This window comes from Desulfosporosinus burensis (genome assembly GCF_054657535.1).
The window spans coordinates 71,632-91,561 of record NZ_BAAHYN010000001.1 but is presented as its reverse complement, the minus strand read 5'-3'; the positions used below and the strand labels follow the sequence as shown (position 1 = coordinate 91,561).

The window sequence follows — 19,930 nt, the reverse complement described above, 5'->3', positions numbered from 1 at the left end:
TTACAAATTATCGCTGGCCTTTTTTCGCTTGCGCTAACGTTATTTGGATAACAATTTTAAAACATCTGTTAGATAAACTCATTCCTTCAAAGCATGAATAAGATGCTACTGGAGGAGGAATGTTTATGAACCCGACAATTAAGCATGTTGTGCAGCGCGGGGAAACTCTATATCAAATTGCTAAGAAATATGGACTAACTGTTAATGTGCTGCTAGCTGCCAATCCCAATATTAAGAATCCATCTCTAATCATGCCCGGGCAGGTAATAAATGTTCCTAGTAAAACCATTGTAGTCCCTCAAGAGAGTTATGGCTATGATGAAATGATGTCTGATTTGGATGCTCTATCAAAGTTTTATCCATTCATTAAAGTAAGCACTATTGCGCAAACAGTGGCAGGACGTTCCATTCCTGCAGTTCAGATTGGTAAAGGCAAAAAGGAAGTTCATTATAACGGGTCATTCCATGCCAATGAATCGATAACAACGTTGCTGTTAATGAAGTTTTTAGAGGTTTATGCTAAAGCCTATCAAGAAGGACGATACATTGGACATTTTAATATTAAGAATCTCTTTGAGAAAACCTCTTTATGGATTGTCCCTATGGTAAATCCAGACGGGGTAGAACTTGTGCAAAACGGCATTCAGCCAACTGATCCATTTTATGATTCAGTCATGAGGATAAACAGAGGTTCCAGCGATTTTAGGGGATGGAAAGCTAATCTCCGGGGTGTTGACTTGAATGACCAGTTTCCAGCAAGATGGGAAGTGGAGGTTGCCAGGCGGGCAGCCACGGACCCAGCTCCTCGCGACTATCCGGGGCCTTCGCCCCTCTCAGAACCGGAATCAAGAGCGATGGCCAACTTTACCCGTTCTCACAATTTTCGCTTAGTGATCGCTTTTCATACACAAGGAGAGGAAATCTATTGGGGCTACAGAGGGTTAGAACCGGCCGAATCACTTCGTATTGTACAACAATTCGTTGAGGTTAGCGGCTACCAGTCTATTAGGTATATCGAAAGTGATGCCGGGTACAAGGACTGGTTTATTCAAGACTGGCGACGCCCTGGATTTACGGTGGAATGCGGGCGTGGGACGAACCCACTTCCAATTAGTCAATTTTGGGACATCTGGGGTAAGGTCATTGGCATCTTCCTGGTAGGATTGGATGTTTGACCTATGGACAAACAAAAATGCGCTAGAGAGAATGTCTTCTCTTCAGCGCATTAAATCTAGCACTGTTTGAAACCAGTAGAATTCTAATTCTCTTTAGTGTTAGGAACGATTCCTTGAAAGGCTCTCATTATAACTTTTAGCAATTCACTAAAGATCACAACGCTAAATGTGAATCCAATGATCTTCATCCACAAATCAAATTCGAGAGGCGCTGTTTTAAAGACGTTTCCACCATACTGTGTCACTAAGATCTGAATGAGGAATGTCAAGAATACGACCCCTAGCATGCGAATAAGCCAAACAGCTTCAGAGTATGCTAAGCGAAAGTCCAATCATTATGGTATTTGGACCTTTTATTACAATGGCGAAGAGGAAATGATGGGTTCTGGCGGTATTGGTTCCGAAAAAATAAGCTAAGGTAGCATAAGTTCTACGTGTTCTAACGGATTAGGTCGGATTGGGTTGAGATGTAGCGAACGGAAAATAAGAGAAAGGAATAAGAATTATGCCTAAAACTATTACAATAGATCCAGTAACCAGGGTAGAAGGTCACTTAAAAGTAAAGGTAGAGCTAGACAAGAGCAATAAAGTTACTACGGCCTATATGACAGGTAACTTGTTCAGGGATATGGAAAACATCTTGAAAGATCGAAATCCTTGGGATGCGATCCACATTACGCAACGGATTTGCGGGGTTTGCCCAGTCTCGCATGCCATTGCTTCGGTTAAAGCCAATGAACAAGCCATGGGTTTTACACCTAGTTCACAAGCCACTTTACAACGTAACATCATTCAGGCCGGTAACTATTTACAAGACCATATCCTGCATTTTTATCATTTAAGTTTAATGGATTATATTATTGGTCCCCAACTGAATCCTTGGTCACCCGGGTATGATGTGGACATGCGGATCAATAGTTCGGACACTCAACGCCTAATCAATAATTACCTGGAAGGCCTAAAAGTCCGTCGTCAGGCTCAGGAAATGGTAGCTATCCTAGCTGGTAGGGTTCCTCACGTAATGAGTATAGCTCCCGGCGGCGTAACGATGCCCCTCGAGGCTGGGCTAATAAGTCAAATGAAGAGTTACCTGGCAACCGTCAAAGACTTCATAAGCAATAAATATTTGCCAGATGTAGAGACCTTAACCAGCGCGTACAGCGATTACTTCGCTATAGGTCAAGGCCCGGGCAATTTTCTCAGCTATGGTGTTTTTGATCAGGCAGACGGTAATGTGCTGTTTAAGAGTGGACGACTCTTTAAAGGTGCAAGTGAAAGTGTGGATCCCAATAAAATTAATGAGTATGTTCAGTATTCGTACTATTCCAGCCCTAGTGGTTTAAACCCAGCGAAGGGTCAAACAACTCCTTCTTACGGTAAAAAAGGAGCTTATACCTGGTTAAAGGCACCCCGTTATGAAGACCAGGTGTATGAACTTGGTCCCTTAGCCCGGATGAATATAAACGGTTATTATAATGGCAAGGTGTCCGTTATGGACCGGATTAAAGCTCGGGCTCTGGAAACCCAAAAGATTGCGGAAGCCCTTACGGGATGGATAAATCAGCTTGTTCCTGGGCCAAGTGCTTATCAAAAGATAACTACCCCTCCTGATTCCGGTACCGGCTTCGGCTTGACGGATGCTCCTAGGGGAGGACTGGGTCATTGGTTAAATATTAGCAACCAAAAATTAAGTTCCTACCAGGTAATTACCCCTACCTGCTGGAATGCATCCCCTAGGGATGATAAGGGAGTTCCCGGTGCTTTAGAACAGGCTTTGATCGGCACCCAAGTAGCGGATCCGGAGCGACCGATCGAACTGTTGCGGATTATCCACTCCTTTGATCCGTGCACTGGTTGTGCCGTACATGTGATCAGTCCGGAGAAAGGGATTGATAAGGAGTTTATTACCACCCATTCCAGTGTATCTGTGGTTGACGAGTGAAAAAGACGGTTGTTTTCGGCATAGGCTGTTGAGGAGTCGCGAACACAATGCACACGGCGAGATTGGTGCTAACTTAGAGAGAATAACAAATCAACTAAAAAGACAAATGGGATTTGCGAAATGACTTTATATTCAAAAAAAACAAGGATATAAGGTCATTTGTTTTGGACCTAAGCAGGATAGGAAAAGATCTCAAGTATTAAAAATGGTTAATAGCCTGTAGCCCTGCAACAAGCATCCAGGCGAGGGGGGAAGACATGATGGATTATTGTGTCGTTGAGTCCAAAGGGAAAGGTTCCGGAGGCATGTTTCATGAGTTACTCATATCTGATTTTATGGCTTAGACGAATTCTAGTTCAAAGATAGAACTATGTTTTAGTGGGAAGTTAAAGGTATAGGTGGAGGTTAGAATATAATGCTCTGGGAAAAACTTATCACTAGCGAATCAGTTTGGTAAAAAGAGAGGGAAAACAGTGTTGAAAGTCGATGTTGCGCCGGAAGCGGCACGTTACATTCAAAGCAAAGGTGGAGAAATAATAATCTTTCGCGGCACCCTGTCGGGATGTTGCGGAGGCACGTTGCCAAGTCCAGACATGGAACTTGGGCATCCGCGTCGTCCACTGGACAATTACTGTGTAGAAAATCGAACGGGAATAACCCTCTATATCGATAATGAGTTAAGTGCTTACAATGGTCGGGCTGAAGTAACCCTGGGGAAAAACCTTTGGTGGAGTTCGTTATCATTTAAGTACTACGAGGATTAAAAAAAAACGATGTTCGAACGTTATTGAGTTTGACAGTTGAAAATGCTGATGGAATATGTTGACCTAGGTGATAAACTTTGGCAAGCTCGAACTCAAAGTGCAGACGAAGATTGATGAAGTGGGGATGAGGATGAAGGCAAACAGCATTGTAACAAAGCTTTGGATAGTGATAAATATCCTCACATTAATCGTCATTGGGGTAGCTGGGATTCTTCATATGAGCATTATGGATAAAATTTACTACGATGTACAATTTAAACAATTAACGTCTTTAGCTAAAAAGGTGGCCAACTTTGCTAGCACTGAAAATGACAGTCAGGCGATGGATTTAAAAGTAAAACTAGCTTCTGGCTTAATTGAAGGAAATATCATGGTTTATGACAAGAATGGTATTGTCCAAACATTTGAGGGTTTTGCTAAAAGTACCAAAGACACATCTTTAGTACGTACTGATCCTACTTATAGTCCTTTAACTAAAGATGATATAAAAGAGCTGTTGAGCGGAGAAACGGTTACTCACAAAGGTAATAACCCCTTCTTCAATACCCAGGTTCTTACGGTAGGTGTTCCGGTGACGGATCCCCAAAGTTCGATAGGGGCGGTCGTAATTCATGTTCCAATCGAACCATTGGCCGGGCAACTGGCTGTTTTTAAGACGATCACAATTTATTCGACTGTGGGTGGGCTCGCCCTCGGAATAACTCTCAGTTACCTCTTTTCGAAAAAGGTGTCCGAGCCATTACGCAGCATGAGCCGGGTTGCTCTGGCGATGGCCAACGGAGACTTTTCCCGTCGGATAACTATTAACACCAATGATGAAGTCGGCCTTCTGGCCGATTCGTTGAATACTGTTTCCGGTCAACTCAAGGAAAAGCTGGCCCAGCTGGAAAGATTAGATCAGACGCGCAGGGAGTTTGTTTCCAATCTCTCCCATGAGATGAAAACTCCGTTAAGCATTATCCAAGCCTTTACAGAAGCTTTACAGGATGACCTTGCAGTTGATATCAATGAAAAAAATTCTTACTTAAATAATATTTATGAAGAAACTGCACGTCTCAAACGTTTGATCACAGATATCTTAGATTTAAAGAAAATGGAAGAGGGATATGAAGATTTTAAAATGAATGATGTTGACCTAAAATTACTTGCTTCTTCCGTGCAAAGTAATTTTAGTACGTTGGTTGAAGAAAAAGGAGTCAAGTTGACATTTCACATCAGCAGAAAAACTCCGCTTGTTTGGGGAGATAGTGACAGGATTAAGCAAGTATTTATCAATCTTCTGGATAACGCGGTCCGCCATACTCCTAAAGGGGGAGAAATTGTAATTACCATAGCTCACAAGGCTGATAATGTGCTAATTGAAATAAAAGATTCAGGCATAGGGATTGCACCCGAGGATTTACCGATGATTTGGGAGAGGTTTTATAAAGGAGACAAATCCAGAAGTCGATCTCAGGGTGGGACTGGACTGGGATTAGCCATTGTCAAGAGAATTATCGAAACCCATGGGGGCCACATCAGTGTCTGGAGTAAACCTGGTGAAGGAACAATATTTACGATTATCTTGCCGAAGAAAATGGTGGTACAGTAATTTTCATGAGAAATTCATAACTTTTTCATGAGATCCTCGAATCAGAGAGTTACACTGAGGATGTAGAAGTTACTAAGGAGGGTCACATATGAGCAAAAGCGAAGTAGTTCAGAACGTAAAAGCAAAAAAGGATAGAGGCATAATCAAAGCAATTGGTTCAGTTCTTTTTGCAATTATAGCTTCTTCCCACCACTGGGTTCATACTCTTTTGATCGCATTGGGTCTAACCACTCTAAGCTCAGGTCTGTTATCTCTATCTCCGTCAACAAAGATTATCTTTTTACTAGTTTCCCTTGTTATTTCAGCGTGGTTTATTCGCGTTGCTAAACGTAAGTGGAGTTATGACCGTCCTGCTGCATGGGTATATCTTATATCTTCCATTATCTCGATTATTTTGGTTATTACATCCTTGCCGCAAGCGATCTCAGCCGTCATGCCACCATCTCAGCAACAACAGAAAGATATCCACGGGCATTAATGTGCTTTGAGACTTATTGCATTCCTCCCTCTTCTGTGGGAGGAATTTTTAACCTAGTTCGTGAGAAGTCCCCTTCCTCTTTAGGGAGGGGATGAATCGCCGTCTCCCAATAAGTCTGGTATTTGGTAATATATTCCGGTTAGCTATGAATAACTCATGCAGTAATTTCAACACTGCTTAGGCACTTTAGAATACAATAAAAGAAGAAGGCACCTATGTCCTCCTTCTTGGTAAGACTACTTTATTTGGCAGCTAAGGCTTTTCCAGCCATTTTACGGCATTCATCTGCACACTTACGGCACATATCAGCACATTTCTGGCAGTGAGTATCCTTAAACATTGTACATTCAACAGCACAAGCATCACAGACTGTTGCACAGATATTACATATCTGATTAGCAAACTCACTGTTTCTAGCCATATACTGTGAAGACATGGAACAAATATCGGCACAATCACGAAGTAGCTGAATACAATGCATTCTGGCTTGAACATCTGGTTCATTTAGGCAAGCAGTATAACATTCTTCACATGCCTGCATACAGGCATTGCAAGCATCAATACAAGCTTGCATCGATTCCGTGGCATTGGTAGCAATAGGCATTAAACCTACCTCCATCTTTTCTTAAATTTCCTTACTAGTATCAATCCTTTTAGGAATTCTATACTAGTAATTTAAGGGAACCCCAACTCTCAATAAGCACTGAGAATCGGGTTTTATGTGAATAGTTATCCACACATTTTAAGGCTCTAGTCTGCCCTCGACGGGATATCCAAGTTAATTCTGGAAAAACACATGAAATCATGCGTAAAGGAACGGTTAGAAACTGGTGACACAGAGGTAGTAGACGAAGTCTTAAAAACGGTATTTCGTATGATGAGATAATTTTTGGTAAATAATAAACAGCGAAACGGAATCTGAATCAAATTACCGGTTGGAGCCATTGAATGAAGATTTGTGTTAAAAAGGGAGATTGAAGAATGGCGCAAGTTCTTTTTACCCTCGGCGGGTACACTCAGCGTTCCTATGGTGTGATTGTGGCTTTAGCCATCCTGTTGGGTGTAGGCGTAGCTTATTTTTTAACATCTGACAAAGAATATCGTGAACATTTAATCAATGTTTTGCTCTACGGGGTACTTGGCGCAATTATCGGCGCCCGTCTTTGGCAAGTCTTTTTTTACGAGTGGGGGTATTATTCCCTACATCCCGCGGAGATCTTGATGCTCTGGCACGGCGGCATGGCCATTCAAGGCTCGTTGGTTGGAGCTTTCCTAGTTGGCCTGATTTACACAAGAGTGCATCGTCTCAATTTTTGGCGCTTGGCAGATTTGGCGGCACCCGGCCTCATTTTTGGCCAGGGTATCGGAAGAATTGCCTGTTTTCTCAACGGGGATGCCTTTGGTACTCCGACAAATTCCGGATTTGGTATCGTTTATCCCCAGGGGACCAGTGCTTATGAGGTATACGGGAACCAACCCTTATGGCCGGCAGAGATCTGGGAAGGGCAATGGGACATAGTTGTTTTTGCCTTGATTCTGATTATCTCTCGTTGGCGTATATTGCCTCAAGGGATTTTGTTTTTGATCTATATTACGCTATATTCCCTCGGTAGATTTACTTTGGAGTTTTTGCGCGGGGATGGGGGGCGCTATTGGTTAAATTGGACGGCTGCACAATGGAGCAGTGCAGCGATGATTATTCTAGCGCTAATCTGTGGCGTTGTCTTAACTTGGAAGTCACGAGGTCAGCAGGCCCCTAGAGGGTAGGCTAGAAAAGGGCAGTTCCTTCACAGGGAGAAACTGCCCTTTTGGCATTTAGTAAGCATTATATTATTTATGTGTTATGTCTAGAACAAATCAAACAAAAAATAGTTATTTTATTCATAGGAAATTCACAACTCATTCACAGCTTAGTCGGATTGTGTAAGTATTATTAGGGATAGTAAGACAAGTTGCTAGGGAGAAATGTCTTGGCTGTAGGAATTTTGTTATTCGTAAAGGGGAGAGACGATTGAAGGTAAGAGTACTTGCAGCTGCGTTAATTATTATTTTAGGGGCAGGTGTTTGGTGGGGTCTCCAAACAGTTGAAGCTACGCAAAATCAAGCGCAGCAAGCTCCTGATACAACCAGTATTAACAACTCCGGTTCTTCCAGCCCTTCGGTCGCTGGCTCGGAGAGTGCACCGCTATTTGATACCCAAGGAGGAGTAGATGTTACCGTTACCTGGGAAAAAGAAGGTTCAAATTCTTCGATGCAGAAATTTGCGGTATCGATGAGCAATCATATGACCAATCTGGATGATTTCGATTTTACTGAGAATACTGAACTAAAGATTAGTGGAACCACTGTGCCAGCTGTCGTTAAAGTTTTAAACAAAAGCGGAGAGGGTCATCACGTTTCGGCTGAAATAGGAGTACAAAGTACAGATTTAAGCGAACTGAAACCCGGCAGCCAGGTTACACTTGTCATTAAGAATTTAGTCAGAGTTCCGATGCGTAACTTCACATGGGTTTACTAAAACCGAGAGCAGGGTGATTCTTTGACTACGTCGTTATTAGCAATTGCTTTTGCTGCTGGAATTCTTTCTTTTCTCTCGCCCTGCATCATTCCGATGTTAGGAGTCTATTTTTCTCTGATTACAGGGCTGACTTCTGATCAACTTAAAGAGACGGCTATGGACGCTCTTCTGCGCCGTCGAGTACTGAAGAATACCCTAGCCTTTATCGGCGGTTTTGCTCTGGTGTTTACTGCTGCCGGAGCCGCTGCGGGAGAGCTTGGCGCAATTCTCAGTAAATGGCAGTTCGTGCTCAATATTTTGGGTGGCACAGTTGTCCTTATCTTAGCGCTTAAGCTTTTTGGCGTTTTTAATCTGTCGTTTCTTGCTAAATTACACTGGGAACCAGCCTTCTACGAAAAGTTAAGGAATAAGGCTAAATACAGTGCTTGGTCATCCTTTGTTGTCGGCTTGTTGTTCGCCGTTGCTTGTTCCCATTGCATTGGCCCGACTCTCTACTCTATTCTAGCTTTAGCAGGCACTACTCAAAATCCGTTCAGCGGAATGTTAGTTATGTTTATTTTTTCCGTAGGGCTGGCTATTCCGTATATGATCGCAGGGATGTCATTTAATTGGGTTATGAAGAGTTTGCAGAGGGTGCGTCGCTGGCAAATTGTTGTTGAACGGCTAGCCGGCCTCCTAATGCTTTATATCTCGTATGTGATTTACGCTGACAAATTGACTCAACTGACGGGTTTCTTGGCTAAGTTCCTGCCTCGTTTGCCTCTGGGCATGTGAACGCTTATTTCTTATAGTGGGTTTAGTTTAATGGAATTAAATTATTTTGGGAGGAATTGAAATGTGGCAATTTATTAGTCAAAACTGGTGGATTTTCTTGTTCATCGCGATAATGTTCTTTATGCATCGGTCAGGAGCGGGTTGTTGTGGCGGTGGGAAGAAACATGGGCAACGGCACGATAGTCCTGAGAAAGATCTACAGACTAAAAGTAAAAGTACAGGTGATGCGGGTTGCTGCGGTGGTCATAAGAGTAAATAAGCCTAAGTTCATGTTTCGTGATGCTTTGGTATAAAAATTTTGGACCAAGGGATAGGGTAGCCTCCTATCCCTCTTTTCCTGTGTTTAAGCCACTCTATCGGATCAAGGTTCTAATCTGGGGCATTAAGGAATGGACAACATTCAAAGTAAAGGCGGAGAGATAACAATCTTGCAACGGCACTCTGGCTGGATGCTGAGGGGGCACGTTACTAAGCTCAGACATGGAACTTGGGCATCACGACGTCCGCTGGACAATTACCGTGTAGAAAATCGAGCGGGAATAACCCTCTATATCGTAAAGAGTTAAGTGTTTACAACGGTCGGGCAGAAGTAGCCTGGAGTAGGGCCTTTGGCGGAATTCGTTATCATTTAAGTACTTCGATGTTTAAGAATTTCACTATTGAAGATTAGAATTAATCAAGAGGGTAGATAATAATGAAAAAAAGAGTAATTCGAGGGATAGTATGGATAAAGAAACTGAATTGACTAGAAAACGTTACAACCGGACTTCCCGGTTCTACGACTTGATGGATCGGATGATTAAACCTAATTTGCGTACGAAGGTGATCGGGCAAGCTTCCGGAAATGTTTTGGAGATAGGCGTGGGAACCGGAAGTAACTTGGCCTTTTACCCACCCGGTTGTGAAGTGACCGCTATCGACCTTAGTACTGGTATGTTGAAAAAAGCGAAAGAAAAAGTCTCGGATGCAAAAATACCTGTTAAACTGATGGAAATGGATGCGCAGAATCTAAAATTTCCGGACAATACTTTCGATACAGTCATCGCTACGTGCGTCTTTTGTTCTGTACCAGACCCCATTATGGGGCTGAAGGAGATTAAAAGGGTATGTAAACCTAACGGCAAAGTTATTCTTTTAGAACATGTCCGAAGCGATAACCCTATCCTGGGTAAGATAATGGATATTTTGGATCCCTTAACTGTGCGGATGATAGGCCCACATATCAACCGCCGGACAGTAGAGAATGTTAGGGCAGCAGGGCTAAACATTAAGAATATGGAGAGCCAGAATGTAAAGATACTGAAGCTAATCGTGGCAGAACCGTAAAACATCTGTTGTTGCAACTTAGTGAAGAACATTGGCAATCCTTATAGAAAGAACTCTGCACTGTGTGGCAGAGTTCTACAATATTTACGTGTCCAATAATATTTTATTCTCTATAGGATTCGCTGTGTCGACAAAAATTAACGTGAAAGAATCTCCACGAATTCTTCTCCAGTAATGGTTTCCTTATTCAACAAATAACGCGCCAACTCGTGCAGCTTATCTGTATTTTCTTTCAGAATACTGATTGCCTTTTTATGAGCACTCTTAATAATGGTTAGTACTTCATCATCAATTTTTGCCGCCGTTTCAGCAGAACAGGTAAGGGAAGTATCACCTCCAAGGTATGGGTTATTCACAGTCTCCAGGGCCATCATATCAAAGTTTTTGCTCATACCCATCCGGGTGACCATCGAGCGAGCAATCTTAGTTGCCTGTTCGATGTCATTAGACGCTCCTGATGTAAAAGTACCAAAAACCAACTCCTCAGCAGCGCGACCTCCGGCAAAGGTGGCAATCTTATTAAACGCCTCTTCCTTGTTTATCAGCACACGCTCGCCTTCCTCCACCTGCATGGTGTAGCCAAGTGCACCCGATGTTCTTGGAATGATGGTAATCTTATGCACAGGAGCTGAATCAGTTTGCTTTGCAGCAACCAGAGCATGACCAATTTCGTGATAGGCAATAATCTCTTTTTCCTTTTGCGAAATCACCGCGCTCTTACGTTGATAACCTGCAAGCACAACCTCAACAGATTCTTCTAAGTCATCCTGTTCGACACGTGTTCTGCCATATTTAACTGCGCGCAGTGCCCCTTCATTGATGATATTAGCCAGATCCGCACCCGAAGCACCTGAGGTTGCACGTGCAATAGCCTTAAAATCGATAGTCTCTTCCATTTTAATCGTCTGAGCGTGAACCTTTAAAATTGCCTCACGGCCTGCAAGATCAGGAAGTTCAACTGGGATTCGGCGGTCAAATCTGCCCGGACGCAGCAGTGCTTTATCTAAAGTTTCGGGGCGATTGGTAGCAGCGAGTATGACAACACCTTTTTTACCATCGAAACCGTCCATTTCGGTGAGCAACTGGTTTAGGGTCTGTTCACGTTCGTCGTTTCCTCCGATTCCGCCGTTACCCCGTTTTTTGCCGATCGTGTCAATCTCGTCAATAAATACTATACAGGGAGCTTTTTCGTTGGCTTGCTTAAATAGATCACGCACTTTAGCAGCGCCCATACCCACAAACATTTCTACAAACTCAGAGCCTGAAATCGAAAAGAAGGGAACCTTTGCTTCTCCGGCTATAGCCTTTGCCAGTAGAGTTTTACCTGTTCCGGGAGGGCCTACAAGCAATGCGCCCTTAGGCAGACTTGCACCAATTTCAGAATACTTTTTGGGGTTGTGAAGAAAATCGACAATCTCAGCGAGTGCCTCTTTCGATTCATCCTGTCCGGCTACATTGGCAAAGGTTTTGCCTGTCTGGGCCTGAACATAGATTTTAGCATTGCTTTTACCGAAAGCCATGCCTTTCATGCCGCCCATACGTTTTTGCATCTGACTTGCTAACAGTTGCCAGATTCCGATAAAGAGAATTAGGGGCAGTATCCATGTCAAAAGGAAATTAAACAGAGGGGAATTCTCTTTCGGAATGACCTGAGAGAATTTTACGCCTGCACTGTACAGACGATTAACCAGATCCGGATCATTGATAGTTCCTGTGGAATATGTGATGCTCTGTTCAGCTTCATCTTTGGCAGTAAAAATAATCTGAGTATCCTGTATTTTTGCCTCACTTACAGCTCCACGTTCTACTTGGTTTAGAAAGGTGCTGTAGTCAACCGGCGTGACCGGTTGTTCCAATAATGTTGGAAATACAAATGCATTGAACAGCATCAAAATCAGCATTGCGACTACAGAATAATAAATAAAAGATTTTGTTTGCTTTTTTGTTTTATTCATATATTTCACTCCATTAATAATTGTTAGATACCATTACCGCTCTATCAGGCTTCAATTGTTCTACTGCATTCAGACCCCAATAGCCACCGCCTACTAACAGCAGGATCAGTACGCCCATGATTACTTTTATTTTCAAATGGTCGCCTCCTTGTAACATTTTCAAATTTATTTCTGAGAATTGACAAGGCTTTCCGAAGAAAGCCTTATACAAAAGAGGAGAGGTAAAGGACTTATTTAACTAATATATATCATTCATCTAAATAACCTGTGAATTAAATGTGAATATCTTGTGAACCTCTCTGGGTGTGTAACTCAGGAGAGCCTTTAAATTTTCAGTTGGTACGTTACATTTAGCTCATTATAATTCACTGCCCAAACTTTATTCACAGTCTAAGACTTATAAACATAGAGAAATACTAGGATATGAATCATAACTGAAGAATACTGCAGAAATGGATATTTGTCTAGACCAATAACACAGTCCTAATAACATGCTAAATCGATCCAACTATGATTTAAATCTTCGATAACCACTAAATTGTACATACACAAATAATAGTGCAAATCATAATCTAATCAGAGAAGTGTGAAAGGATGGTTCCTATGAATACACATCAAATGCACCATACTAATATCACAAGAACTGTTCAAGATTGTGAAGTAACGTGTGAACACATGGTTACTCATCTTCTTATGCATTCCCAAGATCTCCATTTAAGGCATAGACAATTACAACTACTGCGAGATTGTGCTGACGTTTGTACACTGACTGCCAAATACCTTGCCCGCTATAGCTCATTTAGCAAAGCACTAGCAGGCCTTTGCGCGAGTATATGTGAAGCATGTGGCAATGAATGTGCACGATTTACCGACAAGGAGTCTCAAAAATGTGCCCACATCTGTTTGCACTGTGCCATGGAATGTCGAGCATTTGCAATGTAAAAAAGATAACCCGACTCTCAATAATCACTGAGAATCGGGTTATTTAACTTCCCATACTCGTTATTAACTAAATTGTTCTGATTCCACGGAGATAGGACAAAAAACGGTTCGTTATTTTCAAATTCAGCTAGCCATCGATGGTATTTTCCATTCTCAAGTCTAGCTAAGCTTGGAGATATCCAAAACTATAAAAAAAACGGGGAGACATTTTTAAATTGCCTCCCCGTTTTTTAAGCTTTTTTAAAGGTTGTGCAGCATGTTCCGTCACTGGAATTTGCTATGCCATCGCCTTGGGCGTTTACTTCCAGGTTATTGGCATGGCAGTAATCACTTTTCCAGTAATGACAGGTGTCTACGCTACATTTTATTTCTATTTTAGGAGCCATAATCATGCACCTCCCTAATTATTATCCAGAGTTATTTTGTCCAAGATATTTGATTTTATGCAGTGTAAAGAATGGTGGCTTTTTTCGATGTCTTCATGACAATGCCTTTCGTCTTTCATTAGCCCATCTCTTTGACTATAAAGTCTATCTACAACATTCTCTCAAATTCATAAGAAATTCATAACTCATTCACAGCATAGTCTAATTGGTTGGGTATAATTTGAGATATGAAGGTTGAAAGAATAGTATTGTGTAAAATTAAAGGAGGAAAAATAATGAAAAAGACTAAATGGATTGTAGGTCTCTCAATTGCAGGGATAATGGCACTTACGGGTACGGCTTTTGCCCTTACCACGGGGACTCCTGTCGTTAATACACCCCAAAATCAACTTGTGACAAGTCAACCGAATGAAACTTCAACGCCATCTTCCCAAAATACCAACTCTAATGCGGCTATTCCTAATCCGGATTCCGATGGATACAATAACGGATACGGAATGATGGGAGGCCAGGGAAGTAATGGATACAATGGCGGATACGGAATGATGGGAGGCCAGGGAAGTAATGGATACGGTGGTGGATACGGAATGATGGGAGGTCAGGGAAGTAACGGATACGGTGGTGGATACGGAATGATGGGAGGTCAGGGAAGTAACGGATACGGTGGTGGATACGGAATGATGGGAGGTCAGGGAAGTAACGGATACGGTGGTGGATACGGGAATGATGGAAGGCCAGAGTAGTAAATGGTAATGGGCAGTAGCCATGATAAAATCTACTGAATAAGTTTTAACTGGGCTGAAACAATAGAGACAGCCCAGTTATTTTTTGTACTATCAGAAAGTATAAACTTGCGTTATATACTGCAAGAAGACTAATTCGTGCGAAGACAGTGTCTTCGTCTAAGCATAAGTGCAACTAAGGCTGCCGCCTTCGCCTGCGGCTTCTCCGCTAAGCTAAGCCGTGCGAAGACAGTGTCTTCGGGTGCCAGCCAAGTTTTCTTTACATTGCATTGATCTTGTCACCTAAGTATTACAAAAACGTTAACTTTTGTTCAAAGGATATTCAAACTAATAGCCTATTATTTAAATATGGATGGGGGGGTGCTAATCTTTACAGATCGATAAAAACAAATTAGTAAGACAAACAGCTTATAAATGGAGGCCCTACCTGCTGGAGTGAAACAAACAAACAGTTTTACAAGGAGGAATAGATTATGCCTAGTTTAGGTATTGCGGAATTAGTAGTTATCTTGGTGATTGCTCTGATTATTTTTGGACCAGGTAAATTGCCTGACGTGGGTCGTTCGGTGGGGAAAGCTCTGCGGGAATTCAAAACGGCTAAGGACAGTGTAGTCAATGCTGTAGAAGTCAGTGAAATAAAAGAAGATAACAAGGAGAATGTCACCAGTGCATGAACTTTCTATTATGCAGAGCATTTTCGATATCATAATCGATAACGCTGCCAAACATCGTTTAAGAACTATTACCAAGATCAATGTTATAGCAGGGGAAATTTCCGGCGTAGAACCTGCCGCACTAGACTTTGCCTTTGATTATTTTGCCCAAGGTTCTTTAGCGGAAGGGGCGGAATTCACGATTACCCAGGTGCCGGTGACTGGGAGATGCGTCCGTTGTGGAGAGTCATTGAAAGGTATCGTGAATTTAAACTGTAAATGTCAAGAAGGACCGGAGTACGAGATGCTGACCGGTAATGAATTATATGTAAACACAGTAACCGGAGAAAGTGAGGAGGGATAGAATTGAGTGAATCGAGCAAAGAAATTCAAGTAGTTTCAAATATTCTGAAAGCTAATGACCTGCTATCTGCAGAGTTAAGGAGGGAATTTAAAAGTAAAAAAGTTTATGTTATTAACTTTATGGGATCACCTGGAGCAGGGAAAACATCCATTTTAGAAAACCTCATTAAAGAACTCAAAGATAAAGTTAAAATGGCAGTCATTGAAGGGGATCTCTATACCTCTAAGGATGCAGAACGTATTGAACAGCAGGGAATACCGGTAATCCAGATTAACACCTGTGGTGGTTGTCACTTGGATAGTACCATGATTAAACAACTCCTCGATAATTTTCCTTTGGATGGAATTGAACTGCTGATCATTGAAAACGTTGGCAACTTGGTATGCCCGGCAAGCTATGATTTGGGTGAAGAGATTAGAATGGTAGCTCTGAGTGTAACTGAAGGGGATGATAAACCTATTAAGTACCCGGCCATGTTCCAGAGGGCCAAAGTAGTAGTTATTAACAAAATAGATCTTATTGAGCAGACTAATTTTTCCATCGAACAAGCCCTGGGAGACATCAAGACTATTAATCCCGGCCTCGAAGCATTTACTCTTTCCTGTCGCACCGGTCAGGGTGTTCCAGAATTAGCTCAATATCTCTTAGAACAGATAAAGAAGAAAGAAAATGTCAATGATGCCTAATAGAACTAGGATTCATATGACGATCAAAGGGGTAGTCCAAGGAGTTGGCTTTCGTCCCTTTGTTTATAACCTAGCGAGAACATTAAATCTAACAGGGTGGGTTAATAACTCTGCCCAGGGTGTGGAAATCGAAGCAGAAGGAAACGAAGTATTTCTGGAAAGCTTTGCTAAACAAATCAGTTCTGAGGCCCCACCTTTAGCCGTAATCGAAGAAATTATGTTAACGAAGTTACCACCATCCGATTATAAGGATTTTGTGATTAAGGACAGCGCGAAGGGAGAAATAAAATTCACGCTTGTTTCTCCGGATGTGGCCATATGCCCTGAGTGTTTGGCTGAACTTAATGATCCTGAGAACCGGCGTTACCGCTATCCGTTGATCAATTGTACGAACTGTGGCCCTCGTTTTACTATCATTCAAGATATCCCTTATGATCGGCCGTACACTACCATGGCCAACTTTCCTATGTGCCCTGATTGCCGCAAAGAATATGATGATCCTCAAAATCGCCGTTTTCACGCCCAGCCGAATGCCTGCCCGGTGTGCGGCCCGCAAGTTGTTTTGTTGGACCGTCAAGGCAAGCAGGTTGCAGCTCAGGATGCACCAGAGAAAGCAGTAGAATTGCTTAAGCAAGGGTATATTTTAGCCGTCAAAGGGTTGGGGGGTTACCACCTGGTCTGTGATGCTTTAAGCCAGACTTCCGTGCAAAGGCTGAGAAACCTGAAAAATCGGGACGCAAAGCCGTTTGCGGTAATGATGCCTGATATTGAAGTTGTTAAGAAGTACTGCGATGTAACAAACGAGGAAGAAATCGCTCTAATAAGCGAACGTTGCCCCATTGTTTTGTTGAAAAAAAAGGATGATTCGGCGGTAGCCTTTGATGTAGCACCCAAGAACCGTTACTTGGGAGTGATGTTACCCTATGCGCCGTTGCACCATTTGTTGTTCCAAAACGGTCCGGAAGTTTTAGTCATGACTAGCGGGAATAGCAGCGGGGAAGCCATTGAATACAGAGACAATGAAGCACTCGAAAATCTCGGTTCCATCGCTGATTACTTTTTAACCCATAACAGGGAGATTCATATCCGCACGGATGATTCGGTTGTCCGTTTTTTCAAAGGGCGCCAAAGATTGCTTAGGCGTTCCCGGGGGTACGCTCCTCTGCCTGTGAAACTGCCATTTGAGATCGATAATATCTTGGCTCTAGGGGCTGAGTTGAAGAATACTGTATGTCTAACGAAAGGAAATTCAGCATTTCTAAGTCAGCATATCGGAGATTTAGAGAATCTAAGTAATATGCTTGCTTTCGAACAAGCCGTTGATCACTTACAAACAATATTTAACCTTACCCCGCAAGCTGTGGCTTATGATTTACACCCTGACTATCTGAGCACTAAATACGCTGAAGATATCGATGGATTGGACAAGTTTCCTATACAACATCACCATGCCCACATCGCTTCATGTATGGCTGAAAATGGGGTGGTGAGTGATGTCATTGGGGTTGCTTTTGATGGCAGCGGCTATGGAACTGACGGCACAATTTGGGGAGGGGAGTTTTTCACCGGAAACTATCATGGTTTTGTTCGTAGGGCGAACTTCGAGTATGTACCATTACCTGGAGGAAGTGCTGCTATAAAACAACCCTGGCGCATGGCTCTTAGTTATCTGTTGACTATGTTTGACCAAAACATCACGCAAATGCCACTGCCGCCTTTTCAGGATCTTGATTCGTACAAGCTGGGCATTGTTAAAGATTTAATTCTAAATGGCAGGACTAACCTCTTGACGTCTAGTGCCGGTAGACTTTTTGATGCGGTAGCTGCCCTAGTGGGAGTGCGCCAGGAAATCAGCTATGAGGGCCAGGCGGCGATTGAATTGGAGCAACTGGCATTACCTGAACTCCATTGTGACGGGTACAGGTTCATACTCAATAGAGTCACAAAACCTTGGACTATCCAATTTAAGCCCATGTTTGAAGAGCTCATCCGTGAAATTTTGGCAAACGAAGCTATAGAGGTTATGGCTGCGCGGTTTCATCAAACTCTAGCTGATGTAATCTTGGCAACCTGTAAGCTTATTCGGGAGGATACAGGAATCGATAATGTCGTTCTAAGCGGTGGGGTTTTTCAAAACTTTCTGCTCTTAGACCAATCTGTGAAATGCTTAGAAAAGGATGGATTCCAAGTTTATACGCACAGTAAGGTACCGGCTAATGATGGAGGGATTTCTCTAGGTCAAGCAGTCATCGCCGGGCAGATAAGGAAAGGGGTGTCGTTTTAATGTGTCTAGGAGTACCGGGCGAGATCATTGAAATTAATGAGACTATTGGAACCGTAAAAATTGGCGATACGCAAATCAAAGTGGGATTAGATTTGGTTTCTCCGGTAAGAGTAGGGGACTACGTGTTGGTCCATGCCGGTTTCGCTGTTCAAGTCATTGATGCACATGAGGCCTCGTTAACTTGGGAGCTTATTAAGGAGTTGGCAATAAATGAGCATAATTAGCAAACAACAGGCTCGGGAAGTAGGAGCACAACTTGGGGAAAAGTTCCGTCAGCTTAAATTAACGAGGCCTGTAGCACTAATGGAGGTATGTGGAACTCATACCCATGCCTTATTTCGCAGTGGTATCCGGTCTCTGTTGCCGCCTGAAATAAAACTCATCTCCGGACCGGGTTGCCCTGTTTGTGTAACTCCGCCGGGTTATGTCGACTTGGCTCAGGAAATAGCCAGCTACAACGATGTGATCATTACGACCTTTGGAGATATGATGCGGGTGCCGGGGAGTAAAGGATCGTTACTTGAGTCCCAAGCGAATGGAGCGGATATCAGAATTGTGTATTCGCCCCTCGATGTGCTTGAGATAGCAAGATCAAACCCTGCCAAAAAGATAATATTTCTAGCAGTTGGTTTCGAAACGACGGTTCCTACTGTAGCGGCTACGATCGAGCGGGCAGCGACGCAAGGTCTCGCGAATTTAACATTTCTGACTGCGCATAAAGTAGTGCCGAATGCCTTAAGAGCCCTGTTGAATGACCCGGAAATATCCTTGGATGGGTTTCTTTTACCAGGCCATGTTTCTACTGTTACAGGATTTGGCCTATTTAGCTTCCTTCGGGAGGAATACCGAATTCCGGCTGTCGTGGCAGGTTTCGAACCCGTCGAGATGTTAGCGGCTTTAATAAAACTTAGTACCCTGGCGGCGAATAAACAACCTTCGTTAGTCAATGTGTACGGGGGATTGGTGACTGAAGAAGGAAACATCCGGGCCCAGGCTTTGGTCGAAAAGGTATTTACTTTAGCAGACGTCACCTGGCGTGGTATAGGAACAATACCTAGCTCCGGCCTGGTACTCAAGCCGGAATACTCGAACTACGATGCGCGCTTAGTTTTTGGTCTGGAGGAAAGCCAAAACGCCGGTCCAGCAGGTTGCCTATGCGGCGAGATTCTTAAAGGGAAAAAGACTCCTCCCGATTGCTCTTTATTTAGAACCGTCTGCAATCCAGAAAAACCTGTAGGGCCGTGCATGGTTTCCTCAGAGGGTACCTGTGGTGCTTATTATAAGTACCATCATTAAAGTGGACACAGACGAGTGTTCTGGTATTACTAGTTTTTACAAGGAGGAATGGG

The 19,930-nt window shown here is 42.9% G+C and carries 25 protein-coding genes and 1 pseudogene; 21 read left to right on the top strand and 5 right to left on the bottom strand.

Translation table 11 applies throughout. The features are described from left to right. Positions 1-125 precede the first annotated feature (125 nt). Positions 126-1,175: a M14 family zinc carboxypeptidase gene (locus ACYQ3Q_RS00530; RefSeq protein WP_459926727.1), complete on the top strand. Its 1,050-nt coding sequence runs from the start codon at positions 126-128 to the stop codon at positions 1,173-1,175. An 83-nt stretch (positions 1,176-1,258) separates the two neighbouring features. Here ACYQ3Q_RS00530 and ACYQ3Q_RS00525 read toward each other — a convergent pair whose 3' ends face one another. Continuing rightward, positions 1,259-1,444, bottom strand: a complete 186-nt coding sequence (locus ACYQ3Q_RS00525) for a cation transporting ATPase C-terminal domain-containing protein (protein WP_459926726.1) — start codon at positions 1,442-1,444, stop codon at positions 1,259-1,261. 16 nt (positions 1,445-1,460) lie between these two features. Here ACYQ3Q_RS00525 and ACYQ3Q_RS00520 point away from each other — a divergent pair, with 16 nt between their 5' ends. The 5 genes from ACYQ3Q_RS00520 to ACYQ3Q_RS00500 all read left to right on the top strand — a co-directional run bounded on the left by ACYQ3Q_RS00520 (position 1,461) and on the right by ACYQ3Q_RS00500 (position 5,950). Continuing rightward, positions 1,461-1,592 (top strand): hypothetical protein, encoded by a 132-nt coding sequence (locus ACYQ3Q_RS00520; protein WP_459926725.1) that lies wholly within the window; start codon positions 1,461-1,463, stop codon positions 1,590-1,592. A gap of 88 nt (positions 1,593-1,680) precedes the next feature. Next, positions 1,681-3,117 carry a nickel-dependent hydrogenase large subunit gene (locus ACYQ3Q_RS00515; protein WP_459926724.1) on the top strand — a complete coding sequence of 479 codons (1,437 nt, stop codon included), beginning with the start codon at positions 1,681-1,683 and terminating at the stop codon, positions 3,115-3,117. 473 nt (positions 3,118-3,590) lie between these two features. After that, complete coding sequence (locus ACYQ3Q_RS00510; protein WP_459926723.1) at positions 3,591-3,881, top strand: CC/Se motif family (seleno)protein; 291 nt, start codon at positions 3,591-3,593, stop codon at positions 3,879-3,881. Between the two features lie 97 nt (positions 3,882-3,978). Then, positions 3,979-5,472 carry an ATP-binding protein gene (locus ACYQ3Q_RS00505; RefSeq protein ID WP_459926722.1) on the top strand — a complete coding sequence of 498 codons (1,494 nt, stop codon included), beginning with the start codon at positions 3,979-3,981 and terminating at the stop codon, positions 5,470-5,472. Between the two features lie 88 nt (positions 5,473-5,560). Beyond that, positions 5,561-5,950 (top strand): hypothetical protein, encoded by a 390-nt coding sequence (locus tag ACYQ3Q_RS00500; RefSeq protein WP_459926721.1) that lies wholly within the window; start codon positions 5,561-5,563, stop codon positions 5,948-5,950. Between the two features lie 241 nt (positions 5,951-6,191). Here ACYQ3Q_RS00500 and ACYQ3Q_RS00495 read toward each other — a convergent pair whose 3' ends face one another. Then, on the bottom strand, positions 6,192-6,554 hold the full coding sequence (locus tag ACYQ3Q_RS00495) for a four-helix bundle copper-binding protein (RefSeq protein ID WP_459926720.1): 363 nt from the start codon (positions 6,552-6,554) through the stop codon (positions 6,192-6,194). Between the two features lie 150 nt (positions 6,555-6,704). Here ACYQ3Q_RS00495 and ACYQ3Q_RS00490 point away from each other — a divergent pair. The 7 genes and pseudogenes from ACYQ3Q_RS00490 to ACYQ3Q_RS00460 form a co-directional block, all read left to right on the top strand. Continuing rightward, positions 6,705-6,836: pseudogene (locus tag ACYQ3Q_RS00490) on the top strand (metal-sensing transcriptional repressor); the annotation flags it as partial. A gap of 95 nt (positions 6,837-6,931) precedes the next feature. Next, the gene (lgt, locus tag ACYQ3Q_RS00485) at positions 6,932-7,717 is read left to right on the top strand and encodes a prolipoprotein diacylglyceryl transferase (protein ID WP_459926719.1); all 786 of its coding nucleotides are present in this window, start codon (positions 6,932-6,934) and stop codon (positions 7,715-7,717) included. 244 nt (positions 7,718-7,961) lie between these two features. Continuing rightward, the gene (locus ACYQ3Q_RS00480) at positions 7,962-8,468 is read left to right on the top strand and encodes a hypothetical protein (RefSeq protein ID WP_459926718.1); all 507 of its coding nucleotides are present in this window, start codon (positions 7,962-7,964) and stop codon (positions 8,466-8,468) included. A gap of 21 nt (positions 8,469-8,489) precedes the next feature. Beyond that, positions 8,490-9,242 (top strand): cytochrome c biogenesis CcdA family protein, encoded by a 753-nt coding sequence (locus ACYQ3Q_RS00475; protein ID WP_459926717.1) that lies wholly within the window; start codon positions 8,490-8,492, stop codon positions 9,240-9,242. Positions 9,243-9,303: 61 nt separating this feature from the next. Continuing rightward, a complete protein-coding gene (locus ACYQ3Q_RS00470) occupies positions 9,304-9,501 on the top strand; it encodes a hypothetical protein (RefSeq protein ID WP_459926716.1) in 198 nt (65 codons plus the stop codon). 130 nt (positions 9,502-9,631) lie between these two features. After that, complete coding sequence (locus tag ACYQ3Q_RS00465; protein WP_459926715.1) at positions 9,632-9,808, top strand: hypothetical protein; 177 nt, start codon at positions 9,632-9,634, stop codon at positions 9,806-9,808. 157 nt (positions 9,809-9,965) lie between these two features. Further along, positions 9,966-10,568, top strand: coding sequence for a class I SAM-dependent methyltransferase (locus tag ACYQ3Q_RS00460; RefSeq protein WP_459926714.1), 603 nt, complete (start codon positions 9,966-9,968; stop codon positions 10,566-10,568). A gap of 137 nt (positions 10,569-10,705) precedes the next feature. Here the strand turns inward: ACYQ3Q_RS00460 and ftsH are convergent, their stop codons facing one another. Further along, on the bottom strand, positions 10,706-12,523 hold the full coding sequence (ftsH, locus tag ACYQ3Q_RS00455; protein WP_459926713.1) for an ATP-dependent zinc metalloprotease FtsH: 1,818 nt from the start codon (positions 12,521-12,523) through the stop codon (positions 10,706-10,708). Positions 12,524-12,536: 13 nt separating this feature from the next. Next, on the bottom strand, positions 12,537-12,659 hold the full coding sequence (locus ACYQ3Q_RS00450; RefSeq protein ID WP_459926712.1) for a hypothetical protein: 123 nt from the start codon (positions 12,657-12,659) through the stop codon (positions 12,537-12,539). Between the two features lie 467 nt (positions 12,660-13,126). On the opposite strand from ACYQ3Q_RS00450, the gene ACYQ3Q_RS00445 reads away from it, so the two are divergent. After that, entirely contained in the window at positions 13,127-13,465 is a 339-nt protein-coding gene (locus tag ACYQ3Q_RS00445; RefSeq protein WP_459926711.1) for a four-helix bundle copper-binding protein, read from the top strand. A gap of 230 nt (positions 13,466-13,695) precedes the next feature. Here the strand turns inward: ACYQ3Q_RS00445 and ACYQ3Q_RS00440 are convergent, their stop codons facing one another. After that, the gene (locus ACYQ3Q_RS00440; protein WP_459926710.1) at positions 13,696-13,851 is read right to left on the bottom strand and encodes a DUF1540 domain-containing protein; all 156 of its coding nucleotides are present in this window, start codon (positions 13,849-13,851) and stop codon (positions 13,696-13,698) included. 275 nt (positions 13,852-14,126) lie between these two features. Between ACYQ3Q_RS00440 and ACYQ3Q_RS00435 the strand changes: the two genes are divergently transcribed. The 7 genes from ACYQ3Q_RS00435 to hypD all read left to right on the top strand — a co-directional run bounded on the left by ACYQ3Q_RS00435 (position 14,127) and on the right by hypD (position 19,877). Next, on the top strand, positions 14,127-14,594 hold the full coding sequence (locus tag ACYQ3Q_RS00435) for a hypothetical protein (protein ID WP_459926709.1): 468 nt from the start codon (positions 14,127-14,129) through the stop codon (positions 14,592-14,594). Positions 14,595-15,067: 473 nt separating this feature from the next. After that, a complete protein-coding gene (locus ACYQ3Q_RS00430; RefSeq protein ID WP_459926708.1) occupies positions 15,068-15,268 on the top strand; it encodes a twin-arginine translocase TatA/TatE family subunit in 201 nt (66 codons plus the stop codon). Continuing rightward, positions 15,261-15,611: a hydrogenase maturation nickel metallochaperone HypA/HybF gene (locus ACYQ3Q_RS00425; RefSeq protein ID WP_459926707.1), complete on the top strand. Its 351-nt coding sequence runs from the start codon at positions 15,261-15,263 to the stop codon at positions 15,609-15,611. Before ACYQ3Q_RS00430 ends, ACYQ3Q_RS00425 begins: the two co-directional genes overlap by 8 nt. 2 nt (positions 15,612-15,613) lie before the next feature. Next, a complete protein-coding gene (hypB, locus tag ACYQ3Q_RS00420) occupies positions 15,614-16,297 on the top strand; it encodes a hydrogenase nickel incorporation protein HypB (RefSeq protein ID WP_459926706.1) in 684 nt (227 codons plus the stop codon). A gap of 16 nt (positions 16,298-16,313) precedes the next feature. Then, on the top strand, positions 16,314-18,581 hold the full coding sequence (hypF, locus tag ACYQ3Q_RS00415) for a carbamoyltransferase HypF (protein WP_459926705.1): 2,268 nt from the start codon (positions 16,314-16,316) through the stop codon (positions 18,579-18,581). Next, entirely contained in the window at positions 18,581-18,805 is a 225-nt protein-coding gene (locus tag ACYQ3Q_RS00410; protein ID WP_459926704.1) for a HypC/HybG/HupF family hydrogenase formation chaperone, read from the top strand. Before hypF ends, ACYQ3Q_RS00410 begins: the two co-directional genes overlap by 1 nt. Then, on the top strand, positions 18,792-19,877 hold the full coding sequence (gene hypD / locus ACYQ3Q_RS00405) for a hydrogenase formation protein HypD (protein WP_459926703.1): 1,086 nt from the start codon (positions 18,792-18,794) through the stop codon (positions 19,875-19,877). The genes ACYQ3Q_RS00410 and hypD overlap by 14 nt, the downstream gene beginning before the upstream one ends. The last annotated feature ends 53 nt before the right edge of the window (positions 19,878-19,930 follow it).